Origin of the sequence: Streptomyces sp. CB00316 (assembly GCF_001905595.1) — a bacterium.
Classification (GTDB): Bacteria; Actinomycetota; Actinomycetes; order Streptomycetales; family Streptomycetaceae; genus Streptomyces.
In genome coordinates, this window is sequence record NZ_LIXI01000008.1 from 210801 (window position 1) to 228784 (window position 17984).

Annotated in this window: 9 protein-coding genes; 2 read left to right on the plus strand and 7 right to left on the minus strand. The window is 70.3% G+C overall.

All coding sequences use genetic code 11. The features are described 5' to 3' along the window. Nucleotides 1-211 precede the first annotated feature (211 nt). Nucleotides 212-1294 (plus strand): helix-turn-helix transcriptional regulator, encoded by a 1083-nt coding sequence (locus tag AMK21_RS23100; protein ID WP_073880942.1) that lies wholly within the window; start codon nucleotides 212-214, stop codon nucleotides 1292-1294. 40 nt (nucleotides 1295-1334) lie between these two features. Here the strand turns inward: AMK21_RS23100 and AMK21_RS23105 are convergent, their stop codons facing one another. Beyond that, nucleotides 1335-1616 carry an ArsR/SmtB family transcription factor gene (locus AMK21_RS23105; protein ID WP_073880943.1) on the minus strand — a complete coding sequence of 94 codons (282 nt, stop codon included), beginning with the start codon at nucleotides 1614-1616 and terminating at the stop codon, nucleotides 1335-1337. A gap of 354 nt (nucleotides 1617-1970) precedes the next feature. On the opposite strand from AMK21_RS23105, the gene AMK21_RS23110 reads away from it, so the two are divergent. Continuing rightward, nucleotides 1971-2282 carry an ArsR/SmtB family transcription factor gene (locus tag AMK21_RS23110; RefSeq protein ID WP_073880945.1) on the plus strand — a complete coding sequence of 104 codons (312 nt, stop codon included), beginning with the start codon at nucleotides 1971-1973 and terminating at the stop codon, nucleotides 2280-2282. A gap of 76 nt (nucleotides 2283-2358) precedes the next feature. Here the strand turns inward: AMK21_RS23110 and AMK21_RS23115 are convergent, their stop codons facing one another. The 6 genes from AMK21_RS23115 to AMK21_RS23140 all read right to left on the minus strand — a co-directional run bounded on the left by AMK21_RS23115 (nucleotide 2359) and on the right by AMK21_RS23140 (nucleotide 17867). After that, nucleotides 2359-3048 (minus strand): ATP-binding cassette domain-containing protein, encoded by a 690-nt coding sequence (locus tag AMK21_RS23115; RefSeq protein ID WP_073880947.1) that lies wholly within the window; start codon nucleotides 3046-3048, stop codon nucleotides 2359-2361. Beyond that, on the minus strand, nucleotides 3036-4775 hold the full coding sequence (gene pstC, locus AMK21_RS23120) for a phosphate ABC transporter permease subunit PstC (RefSeq protein ID WP_073880949.1): 1740 nt from the start codon (nucleotides 4773-4775) through the stop codon (nucleotides 3036-3038). Before pstC ends, AMK21_RS23115 begins: the two co-directional genes overlap by 13 nt. A 75-nt stretch (nucleotides 4776-4850) precedes the next feature. Continuing rightward, nucleotides 4851-5789, minus strand: coding sequence for a phosphate ABC transporter substrate-binding protein (locus tag AMK21_RS23125; protein ID WP_107429972.1), 939 nt, complete (start codon nucleotides 5787-5789; stop codon nucleotides 4851-4853). Nucleotides 5790-6163: 374 nt separating this feature from the next. Further along, nucleotides 6164-13342 carry a non-ribosomal peptide synthetase gene (locus tag AMK21_RS23130; RefSeq protein WP_073880951.1) on the minus strand — a complete coding sequence of 2393 codons (7179 nt, stop codon included), beginning with the start codon at nucleotides 13340-13342 and terminating at the stop codon, nucleotides 6164-6166. Next, nucleotides 13339-16614, minus strand: a complete 3276-nt coding sequence (locus tag AMK21_RS23135) for a type I polyketide synthase (RefSeq protein WP_073880953.1) — start codon at nucleotides 16612-16614, stop codon at nucleotides 13339-13341. The genes AMK21_RS23130 and AMK21_RS23135 overlap by 4 nt, the downstream gene beginning before the upstream one ends. After that, entirely contained in the window at nucleotides 16614-17867 is a 1254-nt protein-coding gene (locus AMK21_RS23140; RefSeq protein WP_073880955.1) for an MFS transporter, read from the minus strand. Before AMK21_RS23140 ends, AMK21_RS23135 begins: the two co-directional genes overlap by 1 nt. Nucleotides 17868-17984 lie beyond the last annotated feature (117 nt).

Consider the following 17984-nt stretch of genomic DNA (forward strand, 5'->3'; position numbering starts at 1 on the left):
CGTCTCCCCATGGTTGTCGGTGTCGAACGCCAGTGGCAATCGGGAAGAGCCTGAGGGGTCGCGCCCTGATGAAGAAAGCTCCCGGTGAGGCAGCAAGTTGCCCGGCAACTACCTGTCGCTTCCGCACCGTCGGCCGACTTTTCTCGCCCAACTGGCCCCGGACCGTGCTAACTTCAAGACATTCGAAGCACCAGCACATCTGGGGGGACGGATGTCGCAGCCGCTGGGACTTGACGACCTGACACATGCGGTTTACCGCTTCGCACTCGGCCGGCCCGGCTGCTCGCCGGAAGACCTGTTCAGCGGTCTCGGCGCACCTCGGGACGACATCCGACGGAGCGTCGACCGACTCCTGGAACTCTCCCTGCTCCGTCCCCTCGCCGGAACGCTCGTTCCGGCGAAGCCCTCTCTCGCCCTGCGAACCCTGCTCCAGCAGCGGCAGGCCGAGATCATGAGCAAGCAGCAGGAGTTCTCCGACATCAAGGACACCGTCGACCAGCTCGCCGAGGAGTACGAGGTCGCTCAGGCGTCGACGTCGCACTCCGGTTGGGAGCGCCTGGAGTCACAGGCCGCGGTACTGGCCCGTATGGAGCGGCTCGCCGGCCGGGCGACGGTCGGGTGCATGTCCCTGTTACCCGCGGAGACCGTCGGGGAGGAGGTACTGCTCGCACGGCGCCCCCTCGACCAGCACATGCTGGAGCGCGGTCTCTCCGTCTGGAACATCCATCTGGAGAGCGTCTACAACGACCGTGCGGCCCTCGGCTACGCCCGTTGGCTGGCGCGCGGCGGCGGACGCGTGGGGACGGTTCCGACGCTGCCGATGTGGCTCGTCGTCTACGACCGCACCACCGCTCTGGTGCCCATAGATCCCAGGAATCCTGCGGCGGGAGCCGTCCAGGTCAGCGGGGCGGGGTTCCTGGCGTGCCTGGTGGCGCTCTTCGAGCGTCTCTGCGAGACCATGAGGCCACTGGACTCCCTGTGCGGGGGTGGTGCGCAGGACCAGCCCACCCCCATGGAGAAGGAGATTCTCCGCCTGATGAGCCAGGGACTGACCGACGACGCCGTACGGAAGAAGCTCGGAGTCGGTCTGCGCACCGCCCGCCGCATGATCGCGGACCTGATGGAGCGCTTGGACGCCCGCAGCAGGTTCGAGGCCGGAGCCAACGCCGTCGATCGCGGCTGGCTCCGCCCGTGCGCCTGCGGCAGCGACCGCCCCCTGCCGTTCCGGGAGACACAAGCGTCCGCGTCAGCCACCGGAACCGCAGGGTCGCTGCGCGTCGTGTCGCGCGTCTGAGGGCGGCGCCCGGACAATGCGAGGAAGGGGCTCTGCGGGCTCAGATCGCGCAGGCCTCGGGCACCGTGTCCACGGCGAGGAGTCCGGAGAGAATTCCGAGCTGGTCGCGCCGGGCCTGGTAGTAGACCCAGGTGCCGCGACGCTCGGAGGTGACCAGACCCGCTTCTCGCAGGATCTTGAGGTGGTACGAGATCGTCGGGGCGGAGAGGTCGAAGGGGCCCGTCAGGTCACAGACGCAGACCTCGTCACCGGCGGCCGACGCGATCATCGAGAACAGGCGGAGCCTGATCGAGTCACCCAGCGCCTTGAACATCTTGGCCATGTCCGAGGCCCGCTCAGCCTCCAGTGGCGCGGCGGTGACGGGCGGGCAGCAGGGCGCTGACGTAACTACTTCCAGGCTTGACACCGCTCCAGTTTTACAGCGGTCTAATCATTGTGCAACCAGCTGGCAGGGAGGCGGGCCCCTCCCCGGGGCCGACGGCTGCCGTGCGGCCCCGCCCCCACCGGAGGGGGTGGTGGGGGCGGGGCCCGGTTCCCGACGCGTGCGGACTCGCGCGGAGGATCCCACCGGGCCGGCCGGGGGGGCTCAGGAAGGGGTCTTCGTGACCCGGCACGGAATCGTTGGAGATCCCGTGAACCGGTGGACCCGGCACACTCGACATGAGAACATCAGCACATGGTGACATCAGTTGACAGTGACATCTTACGGGTGCTGGCGGATCCCCTGCGCTGGCGGATCGTCACCCTGCTCGCCCGGGAGTCCCTGTGCACGACTCACCTGGTGCGGGAGACCGGGGCTCGGCAGACGAACCTGTCCAATCACTTGAAGGTGCTGCGTGAAGCGGGCGTGGTCGAGACCGAACCGTGCGGCAGATGGACGTACTACCGCCTGAAGCCGGAGACGCTGTCCGGTCTGGCTGCCGAACTGGCCCAGTTGTCGGTGCTGGCCGAGGAGACCGCCGACTCCGGCCGTACGCGCCCCTGCTGAACCCGAGGGTGCCGTGCGGCTGCCGACAGGACGCCGGACAGCCGCACGGGCAGGGCTCGGTCCAGCCCGGGACGGGTCAGGAGGGCACGGCGACGAGACTCTCCGCACTGGGCAGTTCGAGCCGGACCGTACGGTCGCAGAGCCGGTCGACCTGCGCGGGATCATGCGACACGAGGAGCACGGTACGGCGCCCGCGCAGCGCGGCCACCGACTCCTCCACCGTGTCCCTGCTCCGTTCGTCCAGGGCACTGGTGGGCTCGTCGAGGAGCAGTGCGGCCGGCTCCAGGGCGAGCGCCCTCGCGAGGCAGAGGCGCTGGCGCTGTCCGGCGGACAGCGTCTGGGCGGGAGAGTCCAGCCGGTCGCGGACCTCCTTCCACAGACCCGCCTCCTTCAGCGCCTGCTCCGCACGGTCACCCAGGACCTCGCGGCGGGCGCGCATGACATGGCGCAGCCCGAACAGCGCGTTGTCCAGGATGCTGCCGCCGAAGACAACAGGCGTCTGGGGAACCAGGACCACCTTGGCCCTGAGGTCCGCGTCTCCCTTGCGTGAGGCGACCGGACGCCCGGCCACCTCTATCCGGCCCTCTCTGGTGAGGCCGGCCGGAAGGAGGTCGACCAGGGCGCGCAGCACCGTGGATTTGCCGGCGCCCGACGGTCCGCACAGGCCGGTGGTCGAGCCGTGTTCCACTCCGAAGGAGACCGGCCCGACCAGAGTCTTGTTCCGATCCCGCACACGGAGTTCCCGCACGGTGATTACGTGGTCCATCGTTCTCCTTCGAAGCGGTTGCGCAACGCGACCGCCAGGCTCAGCAGTACGGCGGTGATGAGCACCAGAACCATGGCACTCCCCCATGCCTGCGCGACGGCCTGGGGGTCACCGGAGTCCTGGGACAGGGTGAAGATGTGTGTAGGCAGGGCCTGTACCGGCGATTCCACGATGCCGCCAGGCAGCGCGGGCGCACCGAAGAAGACCGTGGCGGTGAAGAGCAGCGGCGCCGTCTCCCCCGCCGCGCGCGCCAGCCCCAGCAGCAGTCCGGTCAGCGTGGCGGGCCAGGTGTACGGGACGACGACGGATCGGATGTACTGGGCACGCGTGAGCCCGAGCGACAGCGCGCTCTCCGTCATCTCCGGCGACAGACTCCTGACACGCGCACAGGTCGGTAACGCGACCATGGGCACGACGACGGGAACCAGGACGAAGGCTCCGGCGAGCCAGGATCTCCCCCAGCCCATGGCACTGCAGAAGATCACGAACCCGGCCAGGCCCAGAAGAATGGTCGGTGTCCCTCCCACGACGACCGTCAGTGTCTGCAGCACCCGCGCGGTGCGGGCAGAGGCGTGGACGCCCAGCAGGACCCCGGCGCCGAACCCGAGGGGCAGAGCGATGAGTCCGCAGGTGACGACCAGCAGCAGCGTGCCCAGGATCTGGTCACTGACGCCCCCACCGGCCGCACCGGTGGCGGAAGTGAACCAGAACGAAGGGTTGAAGGCCGCGATGCCACGTGTCGCCAGCACGCCGAGCATGCCCAGGAGCAGGAGCACAGGAAGCGCGAGCGCGCTCAACCGTAGGACGGCGACGAACCGGTCCACGTGGACGCGGCTCCGTCCAGCCGATTGCCGACCTCGGAACCGTGCGACCCTCACGGGCCGGGACGCCCCCCGGTTCCCCCACACCGTGGCCATGGCCACCAGGGCGAGGAGGATGAACCCGAGACCGCACAGTGAGGCGAAGTAGGTGCCGGAGGTACCTGCCAGAACGGGCTCCGGCCCCGCCAGCTTCGTCGTCAGTGTCTGGCCGGGGCGCGCCAGCGAGTTCAGCAGCTGGTCGAACGTGCCCGGAAGCCGTCCGTCGGCCCTTCCCACCACCAGGAAGACGGCGATCGCCTCACCGAGTGCCCGCGCGAGGCCGAGCAGTACGGCCGCCCGCATACCAGCCCGCGCCTTCGGCAGAACCGCCGAGCGAATGACTTCGCGGCGGGTCAGCCCCAACGAGAAGGCTGCCTCCCTGTCGCGGTCGGGGACCGCGGCCAGGGAATCCACGCTCACCGCCACGATTGTAGGCATGATCATGACAGCCAGGACCATGCCCGCAGCGAGCAGGCTGTCCCCACCCGGCACATCGGCGACGCTCCCGACGAACGGCCGGATGAGCAGAATACCGATCAGTCCGTACACGATCGAGGGAACGGCGGCGAGCAGCTCCACACCCATACGGAGAGCGCGAGCCGCACGTCCGGGCACGTACTCCGAGAGCGCGACAGCCGCTCCCCAGCCGACGGGCACCGCCAGGACGAGCGCGATGACACACACGACGGCCGAGCCGTAGATCATCGCCAGTCCGCCGAACACCGAACCGCTGGGATTCCACGACGAGTCGGTCAGCAGCGCCACCCAGTCGACGTCACCTCCCGCGACACCTTCACCGAGGTAGCCGAGGAGCGCCAGCAGGACGGCGACGACGGAGAACGCTCCGGTGAAGAGCCATCCCCACACCCAGGCCGACCGCCGAGGACGCGGCCCAGCCCCGGGTTCTGCCGCCGGTCGCCTCTCCTCCGTGATCGTCACCGATCACTTCCCGATCTGCTTGAGCGACAGGTATCCGTGAGGCTCCAGCAGCGACTGCCCCTTGTCGGAGAGCAGGTAGTCGATGAACTTCCTGGCATCCCCCGTCGGCTCGCCGTTCGTGATCAGGTACAGCGGCCTGTTCATCGGGTACTTCCCCGAGGCGATGTTCTCCGGGCTGGCTTCGATGCCGTCCAGCGTGACCACGGCGAGCTTGTTCCGCCCCTCGACGAAGCCGGTGGACAGGGGGCCGACCGCCCCGGGGGTGGACTCCAGCTTGTTGCGGGTCTCCAGGTTGCCGCCGACGATCGCGAAGTTGTCCGAGTCCGGCGGCGGCGGGGCCTTCTCGTCCCCGTACACGTACTTGTCGAGAACCTCGCGCGTACCGCGCCCGGGCTCCTTGTCATAGACGAAGACATCGAGCTTCGGACCGCCGAGTTCGGACCAGTTGGTGATCTCGCCCTCGAAGAGGCCCCGCACCTGATCGGCCGTGAGGTTCCTGACCCCGGCGTCGGCGACCGGCTTCGTGACGATGACTCCGACGGCGTCGGACCCGATCTGCGTGGCGACGAAATCGGTTCCGGGATGGGCGGCCCGGTCTTCTTCAGCGATCGGCTTCGAGCTGAGCGCGATGTCGATCTGACCTGCCGCGAGCTGGGAGATGCCGCCGGCGGATCCTCCCTGGGTGGCGATGGTGATGTTCATACCCTGCGCCTTGAGAGCCTCCGCCGCGTCGGCGGCAACAGGCGCGACGGTCGTCGAGCCGCTCGCCCTCAACCCGCCCCCTCCGGCACGTGACTCGCCGTCGGCGCATGCCGTGGCCAGGCCGGCCACCAGCACTCCCGATGCGAGGTACACGAGACCGCGCCGTCGCCCGGCGAACCCCCGGCGTGTCGCCGCCCCTTGACTCTCATCGATCGAATGCGAACGTGCTGTACGTGACATGCGATTCCCCCAGAGCAGCGCAGCTGATTTGAGGGGAGTCTAAGCAGGTGACGGGGTGCCGGGAAGGATCACCAACTACCGCCAAGTGTAACGCTGTTCACACTCCATTCGCTTGAGGTTCGCCTTGCGGCCTGGTAAGCGCGGCAGCGGACGCCTTCGGTCAGGTACACCACCGCAGAACCCCTGGCGAACGTGGCAGCACGGCCCTCGGAATCCTCCGAAGGAATCACGAAAGCCGGAGCGGCCGCCGGGATCCGGGTTGAGCTCGTACCCAACCCGGAAAGGCGTCAAGGAAACTCGCCCCTGGAATCCTGGGCCGGTCCCGGTCTGCCATCGGCATACGGCCCGTCCGAACGCCCTCTTCAGGGCGGACGTCACCCCGCCTCGTCGGTGAGGGGCTCCTCCGCTCCCTCCTCCAGCAGGCGCACGTAGTCGCGCGACCACGCCTCGACCGTCGCCGCGTCCCACAGGTCTGCCGAGTACTCCACCGCTCCTTCCAGAACGTCGCCGGCCGGGGACAGCACCATGATGAACTCCGACCGGGAAGCCGAGGGGGCGATCTCCGCCACCGTGGTGGTGAGGCCCGGCAGGTCGATCCCGGTGTCCAGCGAACTCTCGTAGGCCAGGCCGATGGCCAAGCCGTCCGGTATGCGGATGCCCCTGCGCTGCCGCATCGCCGGGGCCACTCGACGTGGTGGCATGGCATGTTCCATGCCCAGGACGGTCGTGCGCGTGACCCGGTCCGTCAGCTCGGCGAAGGAACCGGAGCGCGCGTCGCGGACCCGCAGGGCGAACCCCGTGGCCGTGCAGCCCACCAGGGACTCGAACTCGCGGCTCTCCCGGCCTGCGTAGGAGATGTTCATCACCACCTCGTCCTGCCCGGCCTTCGTCGTCAGCAGTCGACCGAGCGCGGCCGCTGCCACGACGAAGGGTGTGGTCGAGCGCCGGGCTGCCAGCCGTTCCACAGCGGCCCGGACCTCGGCGGGTACCGTGAATCGGATGACTCCGCCCCGGCCGCTCAACACGTCGGGCCTCGGCCGGTCCAGGGGCAGGTCCAGGGTGAAGGGGGCGTCGGCCAGCTCTTCGAGCCAGTAGTCGGTGCGGCGCCGGTCGGTCGCCTCCTGGTGGGCGGCCTGCCAATGCGCGTACTCCACCTGCTGGGGTGCCGCGGGCGGTAGACCGTGCCCGGCTCCGGTGGCAGCCGTACGGTAGAAGGCGGCGAGTTCCTTCAGCAGAGTGGTCAGGGCCCACCCGTCGCACGTGCAGTGGTGCGTCACGAACAGCAGCACCCATTCCTCGGCACCGGTGCGCACCAGACGGGCGGAGAGGACGTCTCCCGTGAAGGGGTCGAGGGGTGTCTCCGTCGCCCGTTCGGCGAGCCGGCGCAGCTGTTCCCGCCGTTCCGGTTCCGCTCGCGAGGTGAGGTCCTGGACGGGCAGGTCGAGCGGCCGGAACTCGAGCACCTCCTGTCGCCAGGTGCCGGAGCTCTCGCGTACCAGCCGTGTCCGCAGGGACTCGTGGCGCCGCACCAGGCTCTCCAGTGCGTCGTGCAGGGCTCCGGGTTCCAGCCGGCCGGAGAAGGTGATGCTCAGAGCCACGTTGAAGACCTGCGGCCTGGCGTGGCGGGAGTGCAGGGTGGCGAAGCGGGTCTGCTGTTCGGTGGCCGGACCGCGGCGGACCACCCGCCCCGGCCGGCCCCCGTCCACGAACTCCGTCAGGGCGCGGAGCGTGGGCTGCTGGTAGAGGCGTGTCAGCGGGTACTCGACGCCCCACGTCTCCCGGATCCGGTTGACCAGCCTCATCGCGGTCAGGGAATGCCCGCCGAGGTCGAAGAGGGAGACATCCGGGTCGACGTCCGCATCGGTGAGGTCGAGCTCGGCCGCCCAGAGGTCGCGCAGCCCCTTCTCCACGGAGGTGGGGGCGACCGCCTCGGGCGGCTGGCCTTCAGGCTTGCGGACCTCACCGATGGCCGCCGGGGCGAGGGGAGCGCTCGGCGGGAGCAGCGTCCGGTCCAGCTTGCCGCTGCTGTTCAACGGCAGCCGGGCCAGAGTGCACCAGGTGCGCGGCACCATGTACTCCGGCAGGCGGCGGCTCAGCTCCCGGGCCCATCGATCCGTCCGGAGCTCTTGTTCCGCCGCATCTGCGGAGCCCGGCTCGGTGGGCACCACATAAGCGGCAAGAACCGCTTCGCCGTTGGTACGGTGCCGGCTGATGACTGCCGCCTGTCGGACGCCGTCGAGGCGGGCCAGCACCTGCGCCACTTCCTCCGGCTCCACCCGGAATCCGCGGATCTTCACCTGGTCGTCGGTACGGCCCACGAACACCAGCCGCCCGTCCGCCGTCCACCGGACCAGGTCACCCGTGCGGTAACAGCGGGCGTCCCTCACCTCTTCCGGACAGGTCGCGAACCTCTCCTCCGTGAGATCCGGCCGGTGCAGATAGCCCTCGGCCATGCCGGGACCGCCGACCAGGAGTTCCCCCACCGCACCGATGGGTACCGGCTTGTCCGAGGTGTCCACGACGCGCACGGTCACGTTGTCGACGGGACGGCCGATCGGGATGGCGTCCGCCCCTTCGTACGTGACCTCGCCGTCGGCCGGAGGAAGGACCGTGTCGACGACGCACAGCACGGTCGCCTCCGTCGGCCCGTAGACGTTCACCGTCTCGTAGGGTGCCTCGGGTCTCGGGCGGCTCCGGAGCATCTCGCCGCCTATGAGCAGGTGACGCAGCGGGGGCTGATCGGCCGCGGGCAGCCGGAGCACCTCGTCCCCCAGGGCCGTCGGCATGATGCTGAAGGTGATGTCCTGGTCCGCGAACCACCGGGCCAGGGTGAGCGGATCGCGGCGGACCTGGTCGTCGGCCACCACCAGTGTGCCGCCCGCCGTGAGGACCGGCCAGATCTCCATGAGGGAGGCGTCGAAGCTCAGGCTGCACACGACGGCGCCGCGGAATGCGCCGGTCGGCCCGAAACGTGCGTGGTGCCACTGGCAGAGATCCACGAGGGAACGGTGGGTGAGCACGACCCCTTTCGGCGTGCCGGTACTGCCCGAGGTGTAGATGACGGCGAACGGGGACGAGACGCCGCTGCCAGGTATCGGCCGAGTACCGGGTCCGGTGTCTCCGATCGGTACGGCGTCCGGTCCGACGACCCTCACCGACGCGGGCAGTCGCAGCTCCCGAGCCCCGTCCGGAGCGCTGATCACCATCCGCGCGCCGCTCTCGGCGATGACCTGAGCGGCGCGGACAGCGCCGAGCGACGGATCGAGCGGCACATAGGCGCAGCCGCTCCGCACGACGGCGAGCAGGGCAGTGACGAACTCCGCACCGCGGGGCAGCCAGACCGCGATCACGGGCTCCCGGCCCTCGCCCGCCCCGAGCTCGGTGAGCGCGGCCGCGAGCCGTTCCGCTCCCTCTTCCAGCTCCCGGTACGTCAATGCGACGTCTCCGCTCACCACAGCGGTTCGGCCGGGGTGCTCAGCCGCCTGCCGGGCCACCCAGTCGTGGACGGTGGTGTCGAGCACCGGACGCAGGGGGCCTCTGCCCCAGCTCTCCGGGACCTCGTCGCCCTCGGCCGGTACCCGCGCGATCAGGGAGAGCGGCGTGCCCGGCCGTTCGACGGCGGCGGTCAGCAGGTCACGGAAGACCGTGAAGAACCTGTCGACGGTGGCCTGGTCGAACAGCTGCGCGTTGTACTCCAGATGGCAGCGGATGCCCTCCGGCCGGTCGGTGAAGTACACCGTCAGGTCGGTCAAGGCCTTGTCGGGGCCCGCGTCCAGGGCCACTGCCTCGACACCGGGGAGGTCGAGACGGAACGGCTCGTCCGACTGGAACTCGGTGAGCACCTGGAACACCGGCGTGCGGTCCGTCCCGCGTGGTGGAGCCAGGGCGCGCACCACCTGGTCGAACGGCGTTGCCGCGTGGTCGTAGGCGTCGAGGGCCGCAGCCCGCACCCGGTCCAACAGCGTCGTGAATCCGGGGTCGCCGGTGAGGTCGACCCGCAGGGCCACCGTGTTGACGAAGAAGCCGATCAGCTCCTCGGCCCGTTGCGGCCGGTCGGAGACGGGGACGCCGATGACGATGTCCTCCTGACCCGTGACCCGTTGCAGCATGGCCGCCCAGCCGGTCATCAGGGTCATGAACAGCGTGGCGCGGTGACCGCGGCCCAGCTGCCTGAGCCGGTCGCTCAGGCCTGGACCGAGGGAGCGGAAGACCGCGCGGCCCTCGGAGGTCATCTCGGCCGGACGGGGCCGGTCGGTGGGCAGTTCAAGGACCGGGAGATCACCGCCGAGCACGCTCAGCCAGTGCGCCACGTCCCGCTCGGCACGGGGGCCGTCCGCCGCGGCGCGCTGCTCGCGTGCGTGCTCGGCACAGCTCCAGGTCAGTTCGGGCAGAGTGACCTGAGTGCCGTCGAGCTCCGAGCGGTAGAAGGCGGAGAGGTCCCGGCACAGGATGGTCGCCGAGGCCGCGTCGACCACGATGTGGTGGAAGGACAGGACCAGGACGTGCTCGTCTGCGGCGGTCCGGACGATCCGGGTGACGAACAGCGGTCCGTTCTCCAGGTCGAAGCGGCGGGTGCTCTCCTTGGCCAGTGCTTCGCGCACGGCGCTCTCGGCCCCGAGGGTGCCGTCCACCACGGCGAAGTCGGGTTCGGAGGAGTCGCGTACCAGCTGGACCGCCGAATCGCCGGCTGCCCTGAAGGCGGTGCGCAGCCCTTCGTGGCGGGCGACGAGCCGTCGTACGGCGTTGCGCAGCGCCTCGGTGTCGAGGGGGCCGCGCAGGCGGATCGCCTTCACCTCGTTGTAGGCGGTGCGCCCGGGGAGCAGGCGTTCCAGGAACCAGATGCGCTCCTGGCCCGGTGAGAGGGGCGCTCCCGGCGCGGAGGGCTGCCGGTTCCCGTGACGGCGGCGGAGGGCGTCCAGCCGGGGAAGACCCGCGCGCAGCTGGTCCGCGCCCATGCCGAAGTCGACCAGTGCGACGATCTCGTCCGCGCCCGCGTCGGCCACCGCCTCGGCCACGGGCAGGACGGAGTCCACGTCGCCGATCAGGGCACGCTGGTCGCAGTACCGGCTGTAGGCCCGCCGGAAGACCACGTCCAGGTCGTCCTCGCTGAGCGACTTCATGTCGGTGGTGACACCGAGGCTGTTGGTGACGCCGCTGAACAGGGACAGGGACGCGCGCATGTAGCGGGCCATCGGCTCGAAGGCGTCGGCCCGGGCGGTGTCGTGGTCCTCGCCGAGGTAGGTGTGCAGCAGGACGGCGACCCGCCCCGCGTCCGGGTCGAGGCCGTGGCGTGCCCGGGCCCGGCGGTAGCGGGCGATGTTGTCCCGGAGCTGGTCGATGTCCTGGGTCATCAGGTTGGTCACGATGCCGAGGTCGTGCTCGGCGGCCCGTTCGTACGATTCCGGGTTGGCCACCACCGCGGTGTAGAGCGGCGGCATCGCCTGTACGGGGCGGGGGTGGAGCCGGATCTCCCGCTCGCCGTCCCCGGTGGTCCGGCGCAGTGCCTCGCCCCGCCAGAGGCTCCGTACCTCTTCCAGGCCGTCGTACATCTCCTGTTTGTGCCGCCCGAAGCGCTCGGGGAAGAAGACGAAGTCGTCGGCGTTCCAGCCGCTCGCCACGCCGAGGCCGATGCGTCCGCCGGAGAGGTTGTCCGCCATGGACCACTCCTCCGCCACCCGGATCGGGTCGTGGAGCGGCATGACGACCGACCCGGCGTTGAGGCGGATGCGCCGGGTCTCCCGGGCCAGGGCCGCCGCCAGGACGGCGGGGTTCGGGAAGAGGCCTCCGAACGAGTTGAAGTGCCGCTCGGGCATCCACAGCGCCTCGAACCCGTGCCGGTCGGCGAACCGGGCCGCCTCCATGAGCAGTTCGTAGCGGCCCTCTCGCGGCCCGGGCCCGTCCTGCGGGTAGTCACCGAAGAAGTAGAGGCTGAAGTCCGCGCGGCGTGACGGCGTGAGCGCCGTGGAGGCGGGGGCCGACGCCTTCGTGGGGGCGGGCCGGCTGTGGCCGGCTCGCCGGGACGGGCCCGGGTCCGAACGGAAGAAGCCGGCCTGCCGCAAGTCCCTCAGCGACCCCCGTACGGCCTCGGCCACATGCTCGATGTCACCGTCGGTGTGCGCCGTGGAGAGGAAGAAGTTGCGCCACTCCCATACGTGAACGCCGCGCAGCATCAGGTGGTGGTAGAGGAGTTCCATGTCGGCGCGGTGCTCGAAGCGGAACTGGGACCCGAACCAGCCCATCCGCACGGGAAATCCCTCGGCCTCGAAGAACTCGTTGAGGCCGGTGGCCAGTTGGGTCGTCCGGTCGTTGAGCCGTTCCTGCAGGCGCGGGCTGTGCTCCTGGAGATGGGTGAGTACGGCGTGGGCCGCCGTCATCGACACGGGGTGCTGCAGGTAGGTGCCCCCGAAGAAGGTGGTATCGGCGGTGGGGCCGCTGTCGTCCCCGTAACTCCAGTAGCCGCCGTCGATCCCGTCCATGATGTCGGAGCGGCCCGCGACGGCGCCGATGGGGAATCCGCCGCCGAGGAGCTTGCCGTAGGTGGCGAGATCCGGGGTGACACCGTAGAGATCCTGCGCCCCGCGGAGGGCTGGGCGGAACCCCGTCAGCATCTCGTCGAACATCAGCACAATGCCGTGACGTGTCGTCAGCTCCCTGAGTCTGCGGACGAACTCGACCGGCTGGAGCGAGGGGTGCCTGCTCTGCACCGGCTCGACGATGACCAGGGCGATCCGTTGCGCGTCCCGTTCGATCGCGTGCAGGGCCGCCTCGCTGCCGTACTCGCAGACCGTCAGCTCCGAGACGGCGCTGCGGGGGATGCCCCGGGAGACGGGCACGGTCTCCCCCTGTCCGGCCTGCCGGCCCAGGACCTGGTCGGCGTGGCCGTGGTAGGAGCCCTGGAAGGTGACGATCCGGTCGCGGCCGGTGGCGGCCCGGGCGAGACGGATCGCCGCGGCGTTGGCCTCGGTACCCGAGTTGGCGAACGCCACCCGTTCCATGCCGGTCAGTTCGCACAGCAGCTCGGCGGCCAGGCCCGTCTCGACACTGCGGGGGCCGAGCCGGATGCCTCGGGAGAGGTGTTCAGTCACGGCCTCCCGGACGAAGTCGGGTTCGTGGCCGAAGAGGAGCACGCCGAAGCCCATGGTGATGTCGGTGTAGCTGTTGCCGTCGACGTCCTCGATCCGTGCTCCCTCCGCGCGACGGGCCGCCACCGGATACAGCATCTCCTTGGTCGTCCTGCGGAAGCCGACGACCGCCCTGCTGTCGGCGAGTCTGCGGCGGTGGCGCTGGGCGAGCCGTCTGGAGGCCGCTGTCCGTGCCGTGTACCGGCGTACGAGGTCGTCGAGATGCTCCTGCTGGGAGCGGGGAGAGGTGGCGTCGACCATGCCGGCGTCGGGGGCGACCTCGATACGCGGCCCGTGCACCTGAGGCTTTCCCGTCCCGCCGCCGGCCACAGCTTGCCGGGCGTTCATCCGCTCGGTGACGCGGTCGGCGAGTTGGGCCATCTCGGCCAGGTCCCGGTCGAGGGAGGCCGTGATCTCCTGCTGCTCGTTCACCGGACCACCCGGTCGTCGCCCAGAGGTGCCGCCGTGGGGTCGGTCTGCAGGGCGAGCAGCTGGGAGAGCTGGGTGAGCATCTGGAGCTGGATCCGGGACAGCTCCTGGACCCGCTGGGCCAGCTCCAGATACTCCTTCCGGGTGACGAATCCGGTGTCCTGCGGGGCCGGGTCAGGGGCTGGACCGGCCGGCCGCCGGGGCGCCGGGACCGACGGCCGGGCGGCCGCGGGCTCCACCCCGCGCGGCTCCGGGACGGGCACAGCCGCGGTGGCGGGTCGCGGGACGGTCCGATGCTCCCGGGGCAGCCGCGCCGCGACGAGCTCGGCGAGCAGTCGGGGGGTTCCCGTCTCGTCGAACAGCTCTCGCATCGTGACTTTGACCCGGTGTTCCTGTTCTATCTCCCGCAGCACATTGATCATGAGAAGCGAGTCCGCACCGAGGTCGAAGAACGGGGTGTCGGCCGAAACCGAGGTCAGATCCTCGCCGAAGGCGCGGGAGAGCACACCGAGGATGCCGTCCAGCAGCTGCCTGGTCTCCATCGTCTCTGCCGTCACAGTGCGTTCCTCTCTTGCCGGGGACGTGGGTCCGGGGAGCCTGGGAGGGTCCCCGACCCAGTAGGGGCGGTGCTGGAAGCGATATCCGGGCAGCGGGACACGCCGCCCTGCGGTGCCTGCCAGGAACGTCTCCCAGCGGACATCCGCTCCCGCGCAGTGCAATGCCGCAGCGGCACCGAAGAGCGCTGTGAGTCCGGTGCCGCGATGCAGCGACGGGAGGGCCCGCACCGTCGGCAGGGAGCGGCGGGCCAGACCGCTGAGCGTGGTGTGCGGGCCGATCTCCAGGAGCACGTCGGGCCGTTCACCGGCGACGGAACGCAGTGCCGCGTCGTAGCGGACGGGTTCACGGGCATGGCGCACGAAGTGGCCCGGGTCGGGCGTCCAGCCGGGTTCATGGGTCCGGCCGTCGAGCGAGCTGATGAAGCGGGTCCGTAGGGGGGTGAAGGCGGTCCTCGCCAGGACCTCCCCGAACGCGCCGAGCATCGGTTCCATGGAGGCGGTGTGGAAGGCGCGGTCCACCGCGAGGCGTTCGTACGGGATGCCCCGGTCATCGAGCACAGCGCACACCTGGTTCACCACCGCGTCGGGACCGGCCAGGACCTGGGAGTGCTCTCCGTTGGTCACGGCCGGCTCCAGGCCCGGGTGCGAGGCAGCCAGCTCCGCCGTGGCCTCCCGCTCCAGTGCCACGGCCACCATGGCGCCCGACTCGCAGCGGTCCCTCATCAGCCGGCCGCGGTTCGTGCTGAGTTCGAGGCCGTCGGCCAGCGACAGGGCCCCGGCGGCGAAGAGCGCGGCGTATTCTCCGACGCTGTGGCCCGTCACGGCCCAGGGGCGAATGCCGGACTCGTCCCAGAGCCGGACCAGGGCGCACTGCAGGGCGAAGAGCGCCGGCTGCGCCGTCGCGGTCGGCCAGACCGCCCCGGGGGCGGCGGCCTCCTCGGTGAGGAGGTGCGGCAGTATCGTTTCGCCGGTGAGGCGGCGGTGCTGTGCCTCGCAGGCGTCGAGCACCTCACGTACGACAGGAAACCGTTCGTACAGCTCCGCCGCGGCTCCGGGACGCAGGGACCCCTGGCCGGTGAACTGGAACACCACCCGGGTGACCGCGTCGCGTGGTGGGACGGGGTCGCCGGGGGAAGCGGGCGGATCGGGGCGGGATAGCCAGGTGTCGAGGGCATCCGCCAGCCGGGCCGGTGTACTTCCCCGGACCGCGATGCGGTGGCGGCCGTGCGAGCGCCCGAGGGCGGCGGTCGTGACGAGATCCGCCAGGGGCAGAGCGGTTCGTCTGCGGAGCACATCGCGCAGGGACCGTACGTTGTCGGCCAAGGCTTCTCCGCTCGACGCGGAGACCAGGAGCACGTCGGGCGGGGCTGTGACGGCGGTACGCGGTGCGGGCTCGGGGGCTTGCTCCAGGACGAGGTGGACGTTGGTGCCGCCGATACCGAGGGACGTGACACCTGCGCGTCGGGGGGTGCCGGTATCGGGCCACGGCCGCAGGGAGCGGGGAGCGTAAAACGGACCGGTATCCAGTTCGAGCAGCGGATTGGGCTCGGAGAAGCCGGCGATCGGCGGGATCACCCCGTGCTTGAGCACCAGCAGGGCCTTGACGAGACCGGCCAGGCCGGATGCCACGTCGAGATGGCCGATGTTGCTCTTGACGGCCCCGAGGGCGCAGTAGCCGTTCCGGTCCGTGTCCTGGCGGTACGCCGCCCGCGCTCCTTCCAGCTCGATGGGGTCGCCCTTGAGGGTCCCCGTGCCGTGGGTTTCCAGGTAGCCGATGGTGTCCGCGCTGACGCCCGCGTGGTCCAGGGCCCTGCGTACGGCGTTCTGCTGACCTCGCGCACTGGGAGCCGCGTACGTCTTCTTGCCGGCACCGTCGTTGCACACACCCCAGCCGCGGATGACGCCGTGGACGGTGTCTCCGTCCGCGAGCGCGCGGGACAGCCGTTTGAGTACGACGGCCAGGACGCCGGTGCCCCCGACGGTTCCGTTCGCGGCCGCGTCGAAAGCCCGCAGATCGCCGGTCCTGGAGAGGATCGATCCCTTGACGTGGTGGTAGCCGAGGACCTGCGGGACGTGGAGGGCACCGGCACCCACCAGCGCGACGTCGCATTCGTCGAGCAGCAGGGAGCCGGCGGCCAGTTGCACGGCCACCAGCGAACTGGAGCAGGCCGTCTGCACATTGACGGCGGGGCCGGTGAGGCCGAGTCGGTAGGCGACCCGGGTCGCGTTGAAGTCGGTGGAGTTGCCGATCATCACCTGCATGCCGGCCAGCCAGTCGCCGATGTCCTCGTTCGGCAGCACGTTGTTGAGCAGGTAGGACTGCATGTTGTAGAGGTGGTAGCCGGTGCTGGCGTAGACCCCGATCCGTTTCCCGTCCCGCTCGTCGGGGTAGCCGGCGTTCTCCAGTGCGTGCTGCGCGCATTCCAGGAAGAGACGGTGCTGGGGGTCGGTGAGGCGGGCCTCACGGGCGCTCATCCCGAAGTGCCGGGCGTCGAATCCGGAGATGTCGTCCAGGACGGCCGACGTCCCGATGAAGTCGTCGCGCCGGTACAGCTCATCGGGCACGCCCGCGGCCTTGAGCTCGTCCCGGCCGAATCGGGTGAAGCGTCTCTCACCGTTGCGGATGATCCGCCACAGGTCCTCCGGGGTGTCCGCACCGGGAAGCCGGAAGGCCATCCCGACCACGGCGATGCGCGGGTCCCTCTCGCCGATGCCCATCAGCCGCGCTCCTCGCGTAAGACACCGGCGGATGGTCGCACCCGGGCATCCGGCCCGACCGGGGGGCGGCGCAGTACGAGGAACGCCAGGAGGGCAAGGCATCCGGCGATGGCGAGGCCGTGCAAGGAGGCGACCACCTGGAACGGGGAGTAGGACTCCAGGAGGAATCCGCTGACCAGCATCCCCAGCCCGAACCCGGCGTTCTCGACCGAGGCGGAGAACCCGAACAGCCGTCCGCGCTCCTCGTCGGGGACCGCCTGGAGGCGTGACACGTAGACGACTTCGGTGATGCCGTCCGCCGCTCCGGCGACAAGCGCCGTCGCGAGCGTCAGCCCGGTCGGCAGACCGCTGAACACGATGATGAACGCTCCCGACATGACGCACGCGCCGATCGCGAAGGCCCGCTCGCCCAGGGTGCGGCCGCTCCGGCGGGTGTACCGGGCCAGCACCTGCTGGGCGATGATGTTGCCGACCGCCCAGATCGCCCAGAACTGGCTGATGAAGGTGGCCGGATGCTCGGGGTCGAGCAGGCTGGAGTAGACCGGCAGCGCGACGTTGTGCGAGGAGGACCCCAGCCCGTCCACGGCTCGCAGGGCGATCATCGCCATCAGCACCGGCGCCACGGCCCGCATCAGCCGGAGGGAACCGCGGCCGGCGCCCGGCGTGCTCTCCCCGGTGCCTTCGCCTTTCCCGGACCGCGCCCTCGTGCGGATCGGCAGCAGCGCGAGAAGGGTGGCGGACACCAGGAAGGTGCCCGCGTCCAGCACGAAGGCCGCCGCGTATCCGAGCTGCGCCACCACGACACCCGCCGACGAGAATCCGGCAATCATCGCCAGTGAACGGGCGGTCACCAGCAGACCGTTGGCGCGGGCCCGGTGCTCGGCCCCCACGATCTCCGGGATGCTGCTCCGCAGAGCCACCTGCGAGAGCGTCGAGCAGCCTCCGGTGACCACAGCGAGGCAGTACAGCAGGGGAAGCCGACCGGCCTCCGGGGCCATGAGGAGAGCCAGCAGAGCCACGGCCTGGCCGAGGTCCGCACAGATGATCAGGCGCTTCCGGTCGTAGGCCGAGACCAGCCGCCCGCTCACGAAGCCCGACGCCACGCTCGTCCCCAGCCGTACGGCCATGAAGAGCCCTGCGGCCAGGGCGCTCCCCGTGACGTCGTAGACGAAGACGCTCAACGCCACCATGTTCAGGTAACTGCCATACGCAGAGAGGCCGTTACCAAGAACAAGCAGCCGGAAGTGCTTCATTCACAACCTTTCGGAGACGCACTCGGCAGCAACGTCGGACGCCCGCCGGACCATCTGCAGATGCCGCGCCGACCCCCGGGCGAGGCTCCCTCTCCCCGGACACGAGCCACTCATGCA